Raw genomic sequence first — 20175 nt, 5'->3', positions numbered from 1 at the left:
TTCCTTCTTGCTTTATAGTCATCAGACCTTTAAAATAATAACAGTTACTCGACAAATTATTTGAATTTTCGACAAAAACACTCATTAGGAGGATTTTTTTTATATGCGTACAACTTTAAAACCAGCGCAAATACTTTCGATTAGTTTATTACTATTCGCAGTTTTCTTCGGTGCTGGTAATATGATTTTCCCGCCCCTTCTCGGCCTTTCTTCCGGAGAAAATATGTGGGTTTCCATTACAGGATTTATTATTACAGATGTCGGTTTATCTTTACTAGCTATCGTCGCTGTTGCCCTTGCCGGTGGTAGTTTTAATACTTTAGCAAGCCGTGTTCATCCAAAATTCGCAGCAGTATTCGCTATCATTATTTATCTTTCAATCGGCCCACTATTTGTTATTCCACGAACTGGAACTGTATCTTACGAAATTGGAATCGCACCACTCTTCCCGGACCAATGGTATTCTATGTTAGTTTTTAGTGCTATTTTCTTTACAGTCGTCTACTTCTTATCATTAAATCCATCCAAATTAGTAGATCATATCGGAAAAATATTAACGCCAATTTTACTTGTAATTATTGCAATTATGGCAACAAAAGCAATTCTTTCACCAGGATCATTCGCTGAGCCTATCGGTGACTACAAAGACATCCCTTTTTTCAAAGGATTTCTTGAAGGATTTTTAACTTTAGATGCAATCGGAGCTCTCGTATTATCAACAATTGTCGTAAATGCAATTCGTCAAAACGGTATACAAGATAAGAAATCGATTGCGAAATATACAATTATTTGCGGAAGCATTGCTGCCCTTTTCTTAACAATTGTTTATTTCTTACTCGGTTATATTGGCGCTTCAAACGGGAACTTAGGACAATTTGAAAACGGCGGTCAGCTATTAGCTACTGTTATGTATCAATTCTTTGGGACAAGCGGGAATGTTTTATTAAGTATCGCAATTATCTTTGCTTGTTTAACGACTGCAATCGGTGTTGTAAGTGCATTCGCAAACTATTTCGCAACAGTGTTAACGAATGTTTCATACAAGAAACTGGTACTATACGTTTGTATCTTTAGCTTCATCATTTCAAACTTAGGCTTAAGCTTATTAATTAAAATTACATTACCTGTATTAATTATTTTATATCCAATTACAATCATTTTAATTTTCGTATCATTTATTGATAAATATACGAAACGTAAACCTTCTGTCTATATCGGAGCGATGATCGCGGCATTCATTATTAGCTGTATTCATGCACTTGATAATGTGGGAATGATACCAAGATTTATCGCTAATATCGTACACACAATTCCTTTTTATAACTTAGGAATCGGCTGGATCGTTCCAGCAATAATTGGTGGTATAATCGGATACTTTGTTCCGCAAACAGAAGCTGAAGGTGAAGTTTCTACAAAATAGAAAAGAAGCAAGCATGAAATCCATGCTTGCTTCTTTTTATTTTCTATCGCTGAATACTGTATTTGTGTACGATCGAACCGTTAACATATAGTAACTAAAGTAAATCATGACATACACTCCTATACTACCTAGTAACGGAAGACTATATTCGAACATTCCTGTAAAGCCCATCAAACTTAAAAATGCAAAGAATGTATGACAAATCGCAAGGAGTAATGGTACTAAGAAAATTGCACCTACTTGCTTTCTTACAGACTCTATTGCTTCCTTTTTCGTTAGTCCAATTTTCTTTAACATTTCGTAAGCTGGTCGCTCTGCCATCGCTTCTGTTATTTGTTTAAAGTATAAAATACAACCCGTTGCAAGAATAAAGACAATCCCTAAAAATACACTAGCAAATAATAACACTGCACCATCTTGCAATTCAGATTCGCTCGCCTCTTCAAAGGATTGGAATTTTGCTTCCTTAGATAGGATAGTCCCTAACTCTTTCGTTAGCTCTCTACTACCGTTTCCTTCAACGATAAATCCGCTAACTGTTGAAACAGCATTTCCTTGCTGCAGCTTATTAAATAACGAATCTTGAACAACAAGTCCAACTGGTGCAAGTTTCGCACTCACGATTGTTTCCTCACGATGATCAACGATTGTTATACCATTCTTCATCCCTTCGAAGGATACGTCGTTTCCTTCAAGCGAATTCTTTTCTATGTTATATGATTTATACGGATCTAATAAAACAACTTCCTTTTCAGAACCTAGAATAACTTGTTTATTACCTAACATAGAAGCTGATTTATTATAATCCGACACTTTTATAACTTGTACATTACCATTCCCTATTAAGTACCCAGTTAGTATTTGTTCTCCCTCTATCTTTCCTTTCATAGAGAGCATAGCTACAGACGTTTCATTTTTGATTCCTAACTCATGTTTTTGAATTTCTTTTCTAACTTTCTTATCTAACTCCTTTCCAGTTGTTACATACTCATAACTAACTGGATTCATTAATGTCGCCGTTTTCTGCGCCCCATAATACATACTAGAACTAATTCCAATTGTACATAGTGTCACTGCACTTAATAAAGATAATAGCGCAAGCATCTTTACATTTCCTTTTATTCTGAAGAACAAGGAAGAAATTGATAAAATGTTCGTTCCATTCCAATATTTCGTTTTATCTCCCTTTATTTTATGGAGTGATTTCACTGTATACTGCTCGAATAGTAAAAACGTACCTTTTACAATACACCCAAAAATAAGTAGACCTGTAATAAAGATTGCTCCAAATCCAAAAACTTGTGTGAGTAACACAATTATATAACCTGTAATTAATAAAACAATCGCTCGTTTTGCCTTCTTACTTGAATACGTAGGTGCCTCTTCTTTCTGATTTTCACCATATAGTAATTCAACTAAACGATGCTCATAAATTAACTTTTTACTTTTCCATGATGCAATAAAGAAAATCGCACCTATCGTTATAAGGACCTCTACTATAGATAAAAATGAAATCGTAAATGTAAAAGTAAACGCACTTCCCATTAACTTCACAAGAAGCCCTGCACATATATTCGCTATAAATAAACCAGAAATAATACCTAATACACTTGCCGCAGCACCAACTAATAATGTTTCATAAAAGAGTAGCTTAGCAATTTCCTCTTTACGAATTCCTAATAAACTGTATAACGCAATTTCTTTTTTCTTCTTTCGCAAAAAGAAGCTATTACAATAAAAAATAAAAATCGCTAAAAAGATAATCAACAAAATTTGTGCAAACGTAAATGTCGTTTCCACTTTATCCGATTCTTTCAAAAGCGCTACTACACTTTCATTTCGTTTAATCGATACAAATGTAAAATAAATAATAATGCTGCCTACTAACGAAATAAAGTATAGAAAATAATCTTTAATATTTCGTTTTATACTACGTTTTGATACTTCTAAAAAATCCATCGTATACCTTCACCTGCTCTCGCGTTTCTCTATACATGAAGTGTATACGAAATTCTATTTCTTCCCTATCGATTTTCATTACACCTCTCTTACGATATTGTAATATAACAAAATAAAAGAACCTAGTTTCCTAGGCTCTTCACATCGTATGTTTAAAAGTAAATAACTCTTCTTTTGACTGCGCAGCAGATTGTTCTTCTTCTACAACTGTCTTCTTTATCTCTCCCCCTAACCTTACTTTCATCATCGCCTCTTCTATACTTTTTACAATCATATTTCCTGAAAAAATAGTAAGCCCGAAAAATGTAATTGGGACGAGAGGAATCCATGGATGCACTGTTAAAGATCTAAAATAGACTCCAATTAAACCTGACCATTCATGCGTGTAAGAGTCTATTTCTTCTACCGGTCCTAAAAACTGAACAGTTCCACCAAAGAATACTTCTAGTAACCCTAAGTGCAGTAAAATAGTAAGAGTCTGCGTAAACTGCTGAAGAAATACGAGTATAAACGTCATATAGAGATGCGGAAAAAGATGCTTTATAACAATATGTCTTCTTGATCCACCTAATATGCGCGCGGCATCAATAAATTCTTCCGTTTGTAATTTACGAACTTCCTTCGCAACATACAGTGCAATAACTGGCATCGCAAGCAATACAAGTAATATCACTTGAAATGAAGCTCTTTCAAAAAAGGTTGTTGTTTCGACTCCGCTTTTAAAGCTATTCACAGATTTAAGAAAGAAATACGCAATCATAACTGTCGGAATAACTGTGAAACTATCAAAAAAAGCCTCAATCTTCGAAAAACCTCTTTTTATATATGTTCCAAGCACTACACCGAAAAAAACACCTATTACCATTCTAAGTGCCGCAATTAAAATAGATATACCAATCGTCCACTTCGCGCCTTCAATGACTAAATGTAAAAGGTCATATCCTTTCCTGTCTGTCCCGAGTAAAAATTGTAATGAAGGTGAAAACGGTGGCACCTCTGGATTTCCAGCCGCATCATATTGCAGTGTAACTTTTTTAATCTGTCCATCATTCCATATCGTATTTCCGATGCTCAAAAGAACTAATATGAGAAGAAATCCAATGCTTATCCAAAATCTTTTATCACGTTTTATATACGTCCACATATTATAATCTCTCCTTCATCGCAGCTGGAACTAGGTAATGAAACAGTTTAAATAGAATAAAAATCGGAATATAAATAAGCAGCACACTAACGATGAAAATCTCAATCCTAATATCCGGATATGCTTTCAAAAACATAAAAATACCACCCGTATTAAAAATCCATTCTATAATATATAAATTTGATAACATAAAAAAAACATTCGTTTTCGCAAAGAAAAGTGTACTAAGCAACACATTTCGCAAAATATGACGATTTAAAATATGAAAACGATTCAACCCTTTTGCCTTAGCAAATAGTACATAATCTTTTTCTAGCTCATTTTCAAAGCGGAGCACTAACAGTTTTACAAACATAATCGTAGTCGGGATACTCAAACAAAATATCGGCAATCCTCTAATCGACTCGCCTCCTATTGCCGCAATTTGAAAAGGTAAAAAACCTGTTTGTTTAAAAAACCATATAACTAAAATTTGTGATCCTAAAATAAGAAGAATGTCTGGAATGGATTCTAGGAAGATGAGACATGATTTAATTCGATGTTGTATACGCGGTGAACTACTCATAATCATATAAACGATACAAAATGCTACCAATAATGAAATGCAAAATGCAGCCAAGAAAATAACCATTGTTTCTTTATAATGAACAAACAACTGTGGAAACAAAAATTTATCACTTGCATATTGCATATTGGAAATATCCATTAATTTCGCAAATACTTCTTTTAGACTTTTTATGTACGCTGATACATCCAGCTCAAATCCATAAAATAATTTCGGCAGTGCCCCTAAACAAATAATCCCCAAAATCGAAATAATAAATTGAATCGTCATTTCCATCCCATTCAAAAATACTTTTTTGACCATTTTTCCCCCTTCTCTCTCTATGATTTACCCCTCAATATTATTCTTAATTTTCTGAATTGTAAATATTCAAACATAAAAAAATCGCTAGGTTATGATCCCAGCGATTCCGTATGCACATGCTTTTCTCTTTTCGCAAACGGTATATACAAAATAAAACATCCAATCAAAGCCGCAATCTCCAATGAAATAATATAGTAAGGATGCGGACCTAACATATCAAGTAATGAAGCAGTTTCTGGCTTATGAGCTAAAAACATATAATTACCACCTGTTTTAAAATTCACAAACGAAACGATAGGAATTAAGATGTTTAAAAATATCATCGTACGCTTAATAGATTGTAATATTGGACGATATCCTTCCACCCAAGTCATAAAGAGCGGTGCCCAAATGAGCAATATATGTGCGATAAAAAACTCAATGAAACGAAAATGCGGAAAAGCATATTGCACGTTTGGCGTTAAAATGGCTTGTGATGCACCGATAATTCCTGTGAAAAATACAATCTCATATATTCGATAACTTTTCGTTACAATCATAATCGACGCTAACAATAAACTTATCGTACATAACTCAAATGGTAATGAAGTGCCTAGCTCAAAAACCCCGGCTTTCCATTCCCACATATGAAGTCCAATCTCACTTCCTATAAATAGAAATGCAATCGCATATCGAACCGTTATATTCCACTCACTTTGACGTAATATATCTTGGTATTGATAAAGAAAAACTATCCCCACCAACACAATAAATAATATAATGGCATGTTGTCTTGAGTATGGAATAAATGGTTTTAATGGATACGCACTAAAATAAGCTTCCATTTTCCTTCCTCCTCTCCTTCATACAATATTATTGTAAGAAAGAAACAACGAGTCAATTCATTTGCTTAAAGTATAAGTTTCACTAGTACAAACTCAACATTACATTTACATATCCATACCTTACAAAACTGTAAGGTTATTGTAAGCTAAAACGATTTGTCATATTCTTCACCTCTTCTATACTTAATGTAGATACTAAAACGAACGAAAAGGTGATAAATAGATGAAGAAGAAAAATAAAGTGTTAATTACTAGTGTAGTAGCAATCGGAATTGCAGCTGGATCATATTTTGCTTTAGCTGGCGGTAGTTCAGAAGTAGCAATGGCATATAGCGGTTATAAAGTTACGGAAAAACAAATTGAAAATGCACAAAAATTTGGCGGCGAAGTTATTCCAAATGGAATTGAAACAATTTCATTCGATCCAACAAAAGGCACATATGAATTAGCTGTTAAAAAAGGTGATGAAGTGAAAAAAGGTCAGCTTCTATTTAAATATAATGACCCTACTGCTAAACAAGGTGTAACGGAAGCAGAAATGCAAAAGAAACTTGCTAACAAAGAAGTTGACTTACTAAACAAACAACTAAATGCAGCAAAACAAAAATTACAAAAAGATAAAAATGCAGGCCTTCCTCAGGAAGCATTAAAAGCATCGGAAATCGAAGTGCAACAATTAGAATCACAACTTGAAATGAAGAAGTTTGAAGTAGAAAAAGCTGATGAAATGATTAAAGTAGCAAAAGAGAAAGTAAACACACTTTCTGTAACGAGCCCTGTTGATGGCGTAATTGATGATATCGTGAAAACTGCCGATGAAAAAACAGGTATGAGTGGCATTACACTTCGTCACGCTGGTCAATTTAAAGTAAAAGGTCAACTTTCTGAATATGAGCTTGCTAGTATGAAAGTTGGGCAAGAAGTAACTGTTTCATCAAAAACGGTCGCTGGTAAGACTTGGACAGGAAAAGTAACGGAAATCGGTTCTACACCATTAAAGAGCATGGACGAAAATAAAACTGTTTCTAACTATCAATTCACTGTCACGTTAGATAATAGTGAAGAATTACAAAACGGCTTCCACGTTTACGTAACAAGTAAATCTGGCGAAGCAACTGGTACGATTGTTCCGAAAAGCAGTATTGTGAAAAAAGGTGACAAAAATGTTGTCTTCGTTGTGAAAGATGGTAAAGCGAAAGAACAAGCGGTTACTGTTGAATTCGAGACAGATAGCGAAGCAAAAGTTTCTGGAGTGAAAAAAGGAGAGCAAATTATCTCTAAACCTGAAAAAGATGTAAAAGATGGTATGGAGGTTGTCGTCCAATGATTGACTTAAAAGGCATCACGAAGTCCTTCCAAAATGGTGCAGAGTCCGTTCAAATATTACACGGAATTGATGTAACACTGAACCAAGGAGAATTCACTTCTATTATGGGGCCATCTGGTTCTGGTAAATCAACACTAATGAATATTATCGGTTGCTTAGATAAACCAACGACAGGTACGTACGAAATAGCTGGGCAAAACATTTCAAACATGTCTGAAACAGAACTTGCGCACGTCCGTAATAAAGAGATCGGTTTCGTATTCCAAAACTTCATGTTATTACCGAGACTTACAGCAATGCAAAATGTTGAATTACCTCTTATTTACGCTGGAGTTGATAAAAAAGAAAGACGTGAACGCTCATTAGCAGCTTTAGCAAAAGTAGGCTTAGCTGATCGTGCTACTCACTTGCCGAACGAATTATCAGGTGGTCAAAAACAACGTGTCGCAGTCGCACGTGCAATCGTAAATAATCCGAAATTCATTTTAGCCGATGAACCGACTGGTGCACTTGATACGAAAACAAGTACACAAATTATGGACCTCTTTTACGAATTAAATAAACAAGGCTCAACAATCATTATAATTACCCACGATCGTGAAATCGGGGAAGCTGCAGCACGTCAAATTGTAATTCGTGACGGAAATATCGTCCAAGATTGGAGAGGTTAATTTTGAACACGAGTGAAAATATACGCATGGCCCTTTCCTCTATCTTTGCTCATAAAATGCGTTCTATCTTAACAATGCTAGGAATTATTATCGGTATTAGCGCTATTATTACTATCATTTCAATGGGTGATGGTACAAACGCAAAGTTTAAAAAAGAATTAGGCCAAGGAAAAGATACTGAAGTAACGATTTACTACAACAACCCTGATTACGGAACTGATAGTGCCAAAATTACAGCTGATATGTTAAAACGTCTTCAAACTGTGCCAGGCGTTAAAGATGTTTATCCCGATGTAAGTATGAAAGTAAAAGCATCTTCTGGTTCAAAGGATGTCTCTCTTGATTTAAAAGGTGGAACAGGCGCCTTTATGACAGATGCGAAAATAAAATTAGTTCACGGTCGTGAATTAAATGATAGTGAATTAAAGCAAGCAATCCCTGCTGTTATATTAAATGAAGAAGCTTTCAATAAATTATTTAACGGCTGGGAATCAAATTTATACACTGACATAAAAGGAAAGCCATATAAAGTAGTCGGTGTGTATGAAACAAAAAATGATTTCGGAATGGCTATGTCAGAAGGTTATACATCACTTGAAAACGCTCCTGTAATCTCAGGAGTAACTGAGTATGACTCTGTAAGATTAATATTAACTTCACCAGCAGAACGTAAAAGTGTAGAAAAACAAGCCGCTTCTGTTTTAAACGAAATGAAAGCTCCTAAATTTGAGCATAAATTCGAAGCTCAAGATATGGGTGAATTTACGAAGCAACTAGATGAATCAATCGGTATGATGAAAATGGTATTCGGTGGTATCGCTGCTATCTCCTTACTTGTTGGTGGTATCGGTGTAATGAACATCATGCTTGTATCTGTAACAGAACGTACACGTGAGATTGGTATTCGTAAAGCACTTGGTGCAACACGCGGTAAAGTATTAACGCAATTCTTAATCGAATCGTGTATTTTAACGGGACTCGGTGGTTTCATCGGATTCATGCTCGGTATTTTCTTCGCTTGGATCGTCTCAATCTTTGCCGGATGGCCACTTGTTATCTCAAAAGAACTTGGACTTCTTTCAGTAGGTATTTCAATGCTAATCGGTATTGCATTCGGTTTACTGCCAGCAAACAAAGCTGCAAAACTTGATCCAATTGAATGTTTACGATATGAGTAAATAAAAAACGTAGGAGTTTACACTCCTACGTTTTTTATTTTATTAAAGGCAAATGTAATTTTATCGACGTTTTGACAAAAATAAGAACCTCTAACTTCTATTATATAAAGTAAAACTATACTCAGTGGGAGTTTTGTTCATCCCCCTCTGAGTATTAACCTTCACCAATCGGGCGTTTACGGGCAGTTAGTCTCCCACCTAACTTCTTTGCTCCAGCCAAATTTTGAGGTGGGAGTTTTACTGCCCACAAATAGCGGGATAATTCTACTGCAATTCGTGAACCAATTAATAACGATATCGTCCCTTTAAATCATGTTTCTTCTATTATATATGTTTCATGTTACGAATATCTTTTTATCATTTAAACTTTCATTTCGCGTTACAGCTATCAAGCAATCCTATTATTGCAAAAATAATATGTAAAAGAACAAATTCAAGGCGTAATTTTTTCCATACTACAACTTATTTTGTAACAATTATATCTCTATTTCATTAAAATTACCCCTATATATATGACTTTACACGCAAAAAGATTATATTTTTATAACTAGTATTCGATTCAAACAGTTAAATATCCCTTTTTTGTAACGTTACAGAAACAGTTTAGTAACATTTCCGATACATTATTAATCTATTAGTAATTAAAACAGTATTGATTTTATGAATTATATGTTCTAATCCCCTAAAAAACGCAAAGAGAACGCTATCAGGATATTAATGGAATTATTACAGAATATTAATGCCTCGTTACGAATGCTTTGTAGTTTTGTGTTTTCCGCAAATAAGAAAATAATGGTTGCTATAATGAGGTCAACGAAAACAAATGCAATGGAGGCTATTATGAAAAAATTTATGGGTATAGCAACAGCAGCGGTTTTTGGTCTTGGGATTTTCACAACATCTGCTAAAGCAGAAACAATCGTAACGACTGATGTACTAAATGTACGAGAAAACCCAACTACTGAATCACAAGTTGTCGGAAAGTTATTAGATGGATATAAAGTTAACGTTTTACATACAGAAAACGGATGGTCAAAAGTTAAATTAAATAGTGGTAAAGAGGCTTTCATAAGCGCTGACTACACAAAAGATACTTACTACGTAACAGCAAACGTATTAAACGTACGTGCTGGTGCAAACACAGACTCAGAAATTCTTGGTAAGTTGAAACAAGATGATGTAATCGAAACAACACACGAAGTGCAAAATGACTGGATTCAATTTGAATATAACGGAAAAACAGCTTATGTTCATGTTCCTTACTTAACAGGTAAAGCACCAGTTAAAGTTCAACCAGCAGTTAAAGTTGAAAAAGCAATTAAAGTTCAAGACACAGCTAAAGTTCGTGAAGCAGTTAAAGCTGGAGAAGTAGCTGAAGCTCAAGCAAAAGCTAAAGTAGAGGAAGCAACTAAAGCTCGTGAAGCAGCTGAAGCTCAAGCAGAAGTTAAAGCTCAGGAAGCAGCTAAAGCTCGTGAAGCAGCTAAGGCTCAAGCAGAAACTAAAGCTCAGGCAGATGCTTCTGCTCAAGCAGAAGCTAAAGCTCAAGCAGAAGCTAAAGCTCAAGAAGCAGCTAAAGCTCGTGAAGCAGCTAAAGCTCAGGAAGCAGCTGAAGCTCAAGCAGCGGCTAAAGCTCAAGAAGCAGCTAAAACTCGTGAAGCGGCTAAAGCTCAGGCAGATGCTGAAGCTCGTGAAGCAGCTAAGGCTCAAGAGGCAGCAGCTGAAGCTCGTGAAGCAGCTAAGGCTCAAGAGGCAGCAGCTGAAGCTCGTGAAGCAGCTAAGGCTCAAGAGGCAGCTGATCGTGAAGCGGCTAATAAGGCTCAAAAACCAGCTACACAACAACCTGTTGCAAAAGAAACTGAGAAAAACACACAATCTTCTTCTCGTGAGTTCCAAGTTGTAGCAACAGCTTACACAGCAGATCCACTTGAAAATGGTTATAAAGCAGGCGACCAAGTAAAATCAGCTTTAGGCCATAACTTAACAGCTAATCCAAACATGAAACTTATTGCAGTTGATCCAAGTGTAATTCCATTAGGTTCAAAAGTATGGGTTGAAGGTTACGGAGTAGCAATCGCTGGTGATACTGGTGGAGCTATTAAAGGAAATAAAATTGACGTTTTAATGCCAGATAAAGGTACATCAAGTAACTGGGGACGTAAAACAGTTACAGTGAAAGTTTTAAACTAATTATTATGTAAAAAAGAGTCGATCTCAATGTTGAGATCGACTCTTTTCTATGATTCTTACATTCTTTCTCTCCCGTCCAAGTTAAATCTATCCCTTTGAATTCTATATACGATAGACTACTATTTCAACAGAAAAAAGAGGATGCCATAGCATCCCCTCCTTTTCTTCCCTATTCCACACAAGTAAACTGCGTCCAAGCCCCAACATAATCTAGTAAAAACAGTTCTTCTTCAGCAATTGTACCGACAATATTTTTCCGTTCATCTATCGGCATTTCTTTCAAGATGATTTGTAGTTCACCTTTATACTTTCCGAATGAGTTGTTACCAATTACAACTTGGCCTCTTTCCTGCGGTACACTTTCTCGCATTGGGAAATCGTCGTCTTTGTACTTTTTACGTACTTCTGTAGAACGTACCATATATTCTGTTATGTCGCCGCGTCTTACGTGTAATTCTTGCAGTGTCGCTCTCTTCTCTACTTCAGTCGCTTCGTCTACAAATTGTACTTTTAGCTGTAACATGTAACGATTTAAGTTTCCGAGTCTCTCTAACTCTTCTTCGCTCGCATAAGCATTTCCGATAATAACATCATCAATAAGCCCTGTCGCCCATAAATGCTTCGCTTGTACTTCAATTGGTAAATTACGATGTTGTTCAAGCGTACATAATCCGTCGTTAATATCCCATGGACCAATGCAAGCAGCATGTGATGTAATAAATGCTGCACTGCGAATACCATGCTTTTTGAAGCGTTCACTACAGCGAATGAAATAATCATACGGAAGACCAGTGAATTTTTGCGGATAAAAATTATGACAACCGATTAAAGCTGATTTATTCGCCTGATGCGAAAGAATATTTTCTAAATACGCAATATCGTTACTTACGTTTAACTCAATTTTTAAACCGTACGGATTATTCGTCATTTTTGCTTCAGTTAATCCGTCAAACCCTACATCTAAACGAATACCGTCTGCACCCATCTCTGCGAAGAATGATAGATCATTATAACTAATACCAAGTTGATCGAATACAGCTGGAGCTACATCTAAAATAACTTCCATATTGTTATCTTTTGCGTGATTAATAATTTCTTTAAATTCAGCTACAATTTCCTCTTTCGGACGATTAACAGTTAGTAAACAAGTGAATATTCTTGAAAAACCGTGGCGGGCCGCTGCTGAAATGTATGCCATATCTTTTTCTTTCGTTGAATGCTCTGGATAAAGTGAAATTCCTAATTTACGCTCCATGCTTTTGCATCTCCTTCACACGTTGTATTAATGCCATGCTCGTAAATCTATATTTTGCAGATAAACATGTCGCACATAAAATCGTTGGTACAATGATAAAGAATGGTGATTGTAAACTAAATGCTACATAAGCTCCCATTGAACATCCGATAAATAATATCGATACTAGTAGTAACACTAATAAAGATTTACTTTGTACCCATTTTGAATAATGAGCAATGCATTGTCCGACCACGAATGTAATTAAGATGATAATTGCTCCGAGCATTCTGTTTTCTCCTCTCCTGCTAATTGTTGTTTCTCATACATTTTGAAGAATGGATAGTAAATAACGAATGAGATAACAAAGTTAATAAGTACAAGTACACCAGCCATAATTGTCCAGTCCGTACTAATAATCGCTGCAATTGGCGCTAACATCGTAAATGGCAGCTTCGCCATCATGAGCGGAATCATACCTGAAACAACTGCGAAATATGATACCGTCGTTGTAACTAGCGGTGTAATAACGAACGGAATAATTAAGATCGGGTTCATTACAATTGGTGCCCCGAAAATAATTGGTTCGTTAATATTGAACAAACCTGGTACGAATGATAGTCTACCTAACTCTTTTAAGAACTTAGATTTAGAGAACATAAACATAATAACTAAAGCTAACGTTGAGCCCGATCCGCCAATCCATACGAACCATTGAATAAATTGCTCTGTAAATAAGTTTGGTAACTGATGTGCATTTCCTGTAGCCGTGAATACTTCCATATTTTCAAGAATTGCTGAATCCCACATCGGACGAATGATTGGTCCTAAAATCGCTGGACCATGTATACCGAACGACCAGAAGAATACGATTAGGAATACTGTTAATAAACCACCGAATAAATTATTCCCTACTAACACTGACTTTAATGGCGCAATTAAATATGTGATCGTTGTATTTACATCAAATTTTAAACCGTAACGAATGCCCCAGAATAAAAGAATAACTACTAAAGTTGGAATTAATGCTGCAAATGAATTTGCAACTGCTGGTGGTACACTATCTGGTAATTTAATCGAGATATTATGCTTAATCATGAAATGATAAATTTCAACTGCAATTAATGCTGTCACAATAGCTCCAAATAAAGACGTAGCACTTAATGTCCCTACTGAAATATATCTTCCTGCATCAATAACACCTGGTACAGCTTTTATTATTTGAATAGGTTCAACTGATGCTAGTAAAAAGGCGAGTACAGATAACAATCCTGCACTTAACTGATTGAGCTGATAAAAGTTCGCGAGTGAGGCCCCTACCCCAAATGCTGCGTATAAAGCCATTAAACCTACTGTAAATCGGAATGGAATATCTAAAATATGGCGAAACGGTGCAATCCACTCCATATATGCATCAATTGGTAAGTTTAAAAAGATAACGAAAAATGACCCGACAATCGTTAACGGTAATGTAGAAATAACTCCATTTCGAATTGCTAATAAATGTCGTTGCCCCGCAATCTTTTGCGTTGTTGGCATAATCTTCTGTTCCATAAAACTCATAAAACCATTCATCGATAACCCTCCCTATGTTCAATCTGACAAAAATAAAAGTTATAACATTATAATGTTTATATTTTAAAAAATATAATTACGCTAAAACTAATTGTTCAGCTTGCTTAAGTACTTTCAAACCATCACACATGCCATAATCTCGCTGCTCTATAATTGCAACTGGTATATTGTATGACTTCGCAAGAAACTCTACTGCTGGAAACAAATACTTCACCTGTGGCCCAATTAAAACAACATCAGCATTTTTAATTTCCAATTTCACAAGTTCCGAATCAACTGCTTTAATTTTATAATCCTTCCCTTGTTTCTTTGCCTCTTCTTGCATTTTCCTTACAACCATACTCGTTGACATACCTGCTGCACAACATAATAAAATGTACATATTATACTGTCACTTTCTCTTCCACTCGTTTATGAAGAGTAATAAATTCCTCAGCAAGTTCTTTTACTGTAATTGCATTCATTAAATGATCTTGTGCATGCACTAATAGTAAACTTATTTCTGCATGATTCCCTCTTGCTTCCTCTTGAATTAAATCTGTTTGAATGCGATGAGCTGCTGAAATTTCCTCACTAGCAAGTTCCATCTTTTCACTCGCATTCTCAAAATCTCCTTGTCTTGCAAAAGCGATTGCCTCAAGCGCTGCGCTTCTAGCATTGCCACCATGTAAAATTAACGCAAATGGAGTTTGCATATCAGTCATTTTAAATTCCCCCAAGCTTTGTTTTTCTATATTTTAATCTTATTATGAAAACGCATACAATTAAACATAAAAAACTTCCGTTATGTAACGGAAGTTTTTATATACTTTTTCAAAACGATAGTAAACTCTCTTGAAACTCTTCAATTACTTCAGTCTGAGTTAGTTTCTCTATCGTATTTTGATTAGACATAATATCATATAAAAAATCATAAAGCCTTTGCAAATCTTCATTATTATTGCGCTTCACACTAAATAAAATAATCAATTGTACTTTTTTATCTCCCCACTCAACAGCCTTATCAAGTGTACAAAACATCAAAAATGTTTCCTCACTTAATAATTGCATCGGATGCGGAATCGCAACTAAATTCCCAACCGCTGTCGGAGATGTATTTTCTCTTTCCATAACAGAAGCATAAAAATTTTCTGGTACATAATTTTTCTCAGCAGCTTTCTCACATAAAAACTGGATAACTTCTTCTTTCGTAGAAGCACTACGATTTAAAAAGATCAAATCTTCCTTAATATATTGCTTCACACTATTATCCACATGTGTAAACAACTGCTGACCAATCGATTTAATCTCTTTATCATCAAATATTGAGTTCACTTTTATAACTGGCACAGGCAAACCACTCGGTATATGAATCGTACTAATAATACAATCTACTTTATCTTTATAAAGATCTTCTACTTTCAATTGATAATAGCCTGTAATACCTACAATCTCTAATTTATCTCGGAACTGTGATAAAATTTTATATTTCAATAGTTGTGCACTTCCTTGCCCAGTCGCACAAACTAATAAACATCTTTTCTTTTGATTCTTTTCCTGCAAACGGCTCATCGCTCCGCCAAAGTGAATGGCAATATAACCAATTTCACTTTCCGGAATCGATTCTCCCGTATATTCACCAATTATATCTCCAACGAGAACCGCAATTTCAAAAGCATACGGATAATTCTTTTTCACTTCTGCCAAAAGGGGGTTTCTCGTATTTAACTTATATTTCAAACGGTTTAATAACGTTTTTAAATGAACACCAAATCCAAATAATAATTCTTCATCATAATAAAAAATAAGATTCCGTTCTTCCGCAACTTTGAAAAGAATGTGCTGCATGAATGCATATACATCTTTTCCTAATAGCTCTTCTACATTTTCATAGCGATCTCTCGCTGTAACAGCTGTACTCAACAAATGCATCGTCACATATAAAATTTCTTCTTCTGGAAATTGAAGATTCAGCTCTTCCTCTAATCCCCCTAAAATTTGTTTCGCAATTATATATTCTTTCTTTATTATCAGTTCAGATTTCTCTACATGCAGTACTTGAATGTAATGATTATCTTGGCATCGCTTTAACGCAATCGCAATATGAATCGCTAAATTATCAATTTCTATATCTGATAAATATATCGTTCCTCCCTCAATATACTTTAATATAACTGAACGGATAAGTGATATATGAGGTAACGATACATATGTATTTGTCTGCTCATATTGCTCATGAAACGGAGTATGGACATAACGTGGTAAACCATATTGTGATAAACAAGAACGGATGCTAAATTCTTCACCAACAGCACGAATACCATAATATGGCCTTTTTTCAATTTGTAATTTATAGCGATTACAAATATCCGTAACATCTTTCATAATTAAGTTTACAGTAGATTTACTCACATAAATCTCTTCTGCTAACTGCGAAAGCTTCACATATCCTTCTGTCGTTAAAACACGTTGTAAAATATACGCTATCCTTTCTTCATAAGAAATTGGAATCTTTTCCGTCTGTTTTTGAAATTGGCTCATACAAAACTCTTCAAATTTCTTCGTTTGTATAATTTCTAGTTCGTATCCAGTCCCTCTTTGTGATTCGATTTCCGCTCCGTGTTCTCTCAATATATCATTTAATAATTTGATATCCTTTTGAATCGTCTTCGTTGATACATGTAATCGGCTCGCTAAAAAAGCTCGATTTAACATCGATTTCTCTTCTAAAAACTCCTCTAAAATAGAAATTAATCGCTGATGCACCTTTGTCATACCTCTTCCTCTCGCTCTTTATATATAAAAAGGAAAAACCTGCTGAAATCAGTAGTTTTCCCCTTTTATATTTTATCTATTTCTTTAATGTAAATCCGAATTTATCCCAAGCTTGTAAATAATCTAGTAAGAAAATCTCTTCTTCTATAATTCGCCCAACTACATTTGTTTTTCCTGTATTCACCATATCTTTTAATGCAATTTGTAATTCACCTTTATACTGGCCATATTGCTCATTATCAATTAAAAGATCGCCACGCTTAATTTCACGTGTATTGTGTGGTTTAAACTCTTCTTTTTTATATTTCACACGACTTTGTGTAGAACGAATCATATATTCAGATACATCCCCGCGATAAAAATGTGGTTCTTCTAACACAATAATTCTTTCTAACTCTGTTGTCGTTTCATAAATCTCTATATCAAAAGTTTGCTTATCTTTATTTAATTCACCAAGCGCCTCTAGTTCTTTTTCTGATGCATAAGCATTCGCAATAATAACATCATCAATTAATTCTGTCGCAAACAAATGCTTCGCCTGTGTTGTCATTGGTAATTCACGATGCTCTTCTAACGTACATAAACCTTCTGTTACCGGCCAAGGTCCGTATGTTGCATCAAATGATGAAATAAAAGCAGCTGTTCTCATGCCGTAATCTTTAAATTGTTTCGAGCATTTAATAAAATGATCGTATGATAATCCTGAATAACGGTGCGGATAGAAGTTGTGACAGCCAATTAAATTTTCACGATTTGGTCTATGACTCATAATGTTATCTACATACTTCGTACCGTTGCTCATATTAATCTCAATTTTTAAATCATACGGATTGTACGTCATAATCGATTCTTCTAATCCTGAGAAGCCGACATCTAAACGAATACCGTAAGCACCTAGTTCATGGAAAAACGATAAATCATTATAAGAAATACCTAGTTGCTCAAAAACAGACGGACTAATATCAACCAATACTTGAAATCCTAATGCATTCGCATGAGAAATCGTTTCTTTAAACTCTTCTATTATTTTCTCTTTTTCCCCATCCACAGATAGTAAACATGTGAACACACGTGTAAATCCATATTTACTTGCTAATGTTAAATACTCCTTATCTTTCTCTACTGTTGAATGTTCCGGATAAATAGAAATACCTAATCGTCTCATATGTACACGCCTCTTTCTTCATTGTTTTGTAAACCTTTTCAAATATATGTAGTGAAAAAGTATATATCCCCTTCTCATCCACTACTTTTTGAATCCGCTTTCTTTAAAGAAAAAAATTTCTATCATTCATAACAATTACTAGTCTATACATCTATACTTTACATCTTTTTTTCATAGTTGTGTAGCTTTTACACAAATTTGTCAGTTCTTCATCTTAAAAATTGTTATCCGCTTTCAAGACACCTTCCTTGACTGTTACATTGACCAATACATATACTCGAAAGAAAAGAGAAAATTTTTATATAGGGGATGAATATATGGGAGAGGCAGTACTCGTAAAACGAGAACCGTTATGGACAAAAGAGTTTATTGCGCTAATTCTAGCAAACTTATGTATGTTTTTAGGATTTCAAATGTTAATTCCAACTTTACCTGTTTATGTGAAAGAAATTGGGGGCACAAGTTCAAATATCGGATTCGTTGTCGGCATGTTTACCGTTGCAGCACTTTTTATTAGGCCGCTAACTGGAAATGCCCTGCAGAAATTCAACAAAAAAATCATTTTAATGATCGGTACCGCTATTTGTTTACTCGCTATGGGCAGTTATCTTTTCGCTTCAACCGTTTTCCTATTGCTTGCCGTTCGAATTTTACACGGAGCTGGTTTTGGTATTACAACGACTACATACGGAACTGTCGTTTCAGATTTAATTCCGCAAGCTCGCCGCGGTGAAGGCATGGGGTACTTCGGTCTTTCTGGAACTATCGCCATGGCGCTCGGCCCGCTTATCGGACTTTGGCTTATGCAAGCATATAACTTCACGATTCTTTTTTTATGTGCACTTTCATGCACAATAGTTTCATTAATATTAACGAAACTACTTCAAATCAAAAAATCGCCGCAACCACCACAGCAAACATCTGGTACCTTTCTCGATGGATTTATTGAGCGTAAAGCTTTACTTCCTTCATTATTAATATTATGTATTACATTAATGTACGGGGGAATTGGGAGCTTTATCACATTATTTGCTACGGAAGTCGGGATTGCTGATATCAGTCTCTTCTTTTTATTTAACGCACTTGCAATCGCTGTAACTCGTCCGTTTTCTGGAAGATTATATGATACGAAAGGTCATACATTCGTCATCATTCCAGGAGTTATTATTACGTTTACAGGGATTATCTTGCTGTCGTATACAACTACAATTCCGAGTTTAATTATTGCCGCAGCGTGCTATGGCAGTGGTTTCGGAGCAATTCAACCGGCACTACAAGCATGGATGATTGACCGCGTAGCACCGCACCGGAGAGGAGTAGCAACAGCAACATTCTTCTCAGCATTTGATCTTGGAATTGGTGCTGGAGCGATTATTTTTGGATTCATTGCACACTTTACAAACTATGCAACTGTATATCGATATTCCTCTCTGTTACTTATTGCTTTTCTTTTCATTTACATCACAAGCTTACGGAAGCAAAAACAGGGGGATAAAACAAAAGAAAAAGCCGTTGGGTAATGCTAATTGGTTCTTTTTCGAAGTACTTGAACCAAAAAAATCATGTATACACATTTGTAAAAAGCAGTGGATTCCTAAAAAAATCACACTGCTTTTTTCATTTTCATTTAATACATTCATTTCAAACCTCCCCATTTCCCCTACATATTTTTCTAACTTAAATCAAAAAATATACAAAGAACCATTATTATAAATAAGGTGACACTTTACTTAGCGCATCCAATTTGGATAGTTTACCTCTCCTATTTTTACTATCCGCAAATAGTGTGATAAATATGATTTCTTTACAAAAATTCCATTTGTAAAAGATGAAAACCAATTAAATCCAGGTGTTTCTTTAAAGATTTGT

Annotated in this window: 17 protein-coding genes; 6 read left to right on the top strand and 11 right to left on the bottom strand. The window is 35.1% G+C overall.

Going from position 1 to position 20175, the window contains the following annotated elements; all coding sequences use genetic code 11:
* The first annotated feature begins 103 nt into the window (after positions 1-103).
* The gene (gene brnQ2, locus ACFVQC_RS09045; RefSeq protein WP_377898182.1) at positions 104-1420 is read left to right on the top strand and encodes a branched-chain amino acid transport system II carrier protein BrnQ2; all 1317 of its coding nucleotides are present in this window, start codon (positions 104-106) and stop codon (positions 1418-1420) included.
* 36 nt (positions 1421-1456) lie between these two features.
* Here the strand turns inward: brnQ2 and ACFVQC_RS09040 are convergent, their stop codons facing one another.
* The 4 genes from ACFVQC_RS09040 to ACFVQC_RS09025 form a co-directional block, all read right to left on the bottom strand.
* Positions 1457-3379 carry an ABC transporter permease gene (locus tag ACFVQC_RS09040; RefSeq protein ID WP_377898181.1) on the bottom strand — a complete coding sequence of 641 codons (1923 nt, stop codon included), beginning with the start codon at positions 3377-3379 and terminating at the stop codon, positions 1457-1459.
* Between the two features lie 139 nt (positions 3380-3518).
* The gene (locus ACFVQC_RS09035) at positions 3519-4523 is read right to left on the bottom strand and encodes an ABC transporter permease (RefSeq protein ID WP_377891279.1); all 1005 of its coding nucleotides are present in this window, start codon (positions 4521-4523) and stop codon (positions 3519-3521) included.
* A gap of 1 nt (position 4524) precedes the next feature.
* Positions 4525-5391, bottom strand: a complete 867-nt coding sequence (locus tag ACFVQC_RS09030; RefSeq protein ID WP_377891277.1) for an ABC transporter permease subunit — start codon at positions 5389-5391, stop codon at positions 4525-4527.
* Positions 5392-5480: 89 nt separating this feature from the next.
* Entirely contained in the window at positions 5481-6215 is a 735-nt protein-coding gene (locus tag ACFVQC_RS09025) for a YwaF family protein (RefSeq protein WP_377898180.1), read from the bottom strand.
* A 223-nt stretch (positions 6216-6438) separates the two neighbouring features.
* Here ACFVQC_RS09025 and ACFVQC_RS09020 point away from each other — a divergent pair, with 223 nt between their 5' ends.
* The 4 genes from ACFVQC_RS09020 (at position 6439) to entC (ending at position 11578) form a co-directional block, all read left to right on the top strand.
* Complete coding sequence (locus ACFVQC_RS09020) at positions 6439-7542, top strand: efflux RND transporter periplasmic adaptor subunit (RefSeq protein ID WP_377891273.1); 1104 nt, start codon at positions 6439-6441, stop codon at positions 7540-7542.
* The gene (locus ACFVQC_RS09015) at positions 7539-8213 is read left to right on the top strand and encodes an ABC transporter ATP-binding protein (protein ID WP_377891269.1); all 675 of its coding nucleotides are present in this window, start codon (positions 7539-7541) and stop codon (positions 8211-8213) included. Before ACFVQC_RS09020 ends, ACFVQC_RS09015 begins: the two co-directional genes overlap by 4 nt.
* A 26-nt stretch (positions 8214-8239) precedes the next feature.
* On the top strand, positions 8240-9391 hold the full coding sequence (locus ACFVQC_RS09010; protein ID WP_420042240.1) for an ABC transporter permease: 1152 nt from the start codon (positions 8240-8242) through the stop codon (positions 9389-9391).
* Positions 9392-10108: 717 nt separating this feature from the next.
* Positions 10109-11578 (top strand): cell wall-binding protein EntC, encoded by a 1470-nt coding sequence (entC, locus tag ACFVQC_RS09005; RefSeq protein WP_377898179.1) that lies wholly within the window; start codon positions 10109-10111, stop codon positions 11576-11578.
* Between the two features lie 169 nt (positions 11579-11747).
* On the opposite strand, the gene ACFVQC_RS09000 is transcribed toward entC, so the two are convergent.
* The 7 genes from ACFVQC_RS09000 to ACFVQC_RS08970 all read right to left on the bottom strand — a co-directional run bounded on the left by ACFVQC_RS09000 (position 11748) and on the right by ACFVQC_RS08970 (position 18306).
* Positions 11748-12833 carry a DUF871 domain-containing protein gene (locus ACFVQC_RS09000; protein ID WP_377898178.1) on the bottom strand — a complete coding sequence of 362 codons (1086 nt, stop codon included), beginning with the start codon at positions 12831-12833 and terminating at the stop codon, positions 11748-11750.
* The gene (locus tag ACFVQC_RS08995) at positions 12823-13101 is read right to left on the bottom strand and encodes a hypothetical protein (protein ID WP_144508364.1); all 279 of its coding nucleotides are present in this window, start codon (positions 13099-13101) and stop codon (positions 12823-12825) included. The genes ACFVQC_RS09000 and ACFVQC_RS08995 overlap by 11 nt, the downstream gene beginning before the upstream one ends.
* Positions 13077-14387 (bottom strand): PTS sugar transporter subunit IIC, encoded by a 1311-nt coding sequence (locus tag ACFVQC_RS08990; RefSeq protein ID WP_377898177.1) that lies wholly within the window; start codon positions 14385-14387, stop codon positions 13077-13079. The genes ACFVQC_RS08995 and ACFVQC_RS08990 overlap by 25 nt, the downstream gene beginning before the upstream one ends.
* A gap of 76 nt (positions 14388-14463) precedes the next feature.
* Positions 14464-14769: a PTS sugar transporter subunit IIB gene (locus ACFVQC_RS08985; RefSeq protein WP_097831287.1), complete on the bottom strand. Its 306-nt coding sequence runs from the start codon at positions 14767-14769 to the stop codon at positions 14464-14466.
* Between the two features lies 1 nt (position 14770).
* Complete coding sequence (locus ACFVQC_RS08980) at positions 14771-15091, bottom strand: PTS lactose/cellobiose transporter subunit IIA (protein ID WP_000131326.1); 321 nt, start codon at positions 15089-15091, stop codon at positions 14771-14773.
* Between the two features lie 109 nt (positions 15092-15200).
* Positions 15201-17141, bottom strand: coding sequence for a BglG family transcription antiterminator (locus ACFVQC_RS08975; RefSeq protein ID WP_377898176.1), 1941 nt, complete (start codon positions 17139-17141; stop codon positions 15201-15203).
* Positions 17142-17217: 76 nt separating this feature from the next.
* On the bottom strand, positions 17218-18306 hold the full coding sequence (locus ACFVQC_RS08970) for a DUF871 domain-containing protein (RefSeq protein ID WP_002063900.1): 1089 nt from the start codon (positions 18304-18306) through the stop codon (positions 17218-17220).
* 317 nt (positions 18307-18623) lie between these two features.
* Here ACFVQC_RS08970 and ACFVQC_RS08965 point away from each other — a divergent pair, with 317 nt between their 5' ends.
* Positions 18624-19826, top strand: a complete 1203-nt coding sequence (locus ACFVQC_RS08965) for an MFS transporter (RefSeq protein WP_002029919.1) — start codon at positions 18624-18626, stop codon at positions 19824-19826.
* Positions 19827-20175 lie beyond the last annotated feature (349 nt).

Origin of the sequence: Bacillus sp. NPDC057893, from assembly GCF_042796455.1 — a bacterium.
In the GTDB taxonomy this organism is placed as follows: domain Bacteria; phylum Bacillota; class Bacilli; order Bacillales; family Bacillaceae_G; genus Bacillus_A.
Note: the sequence above shows the minus strand (reverse complement) of the source record. Positions and strands in the feature narration are given on the sequence as shown.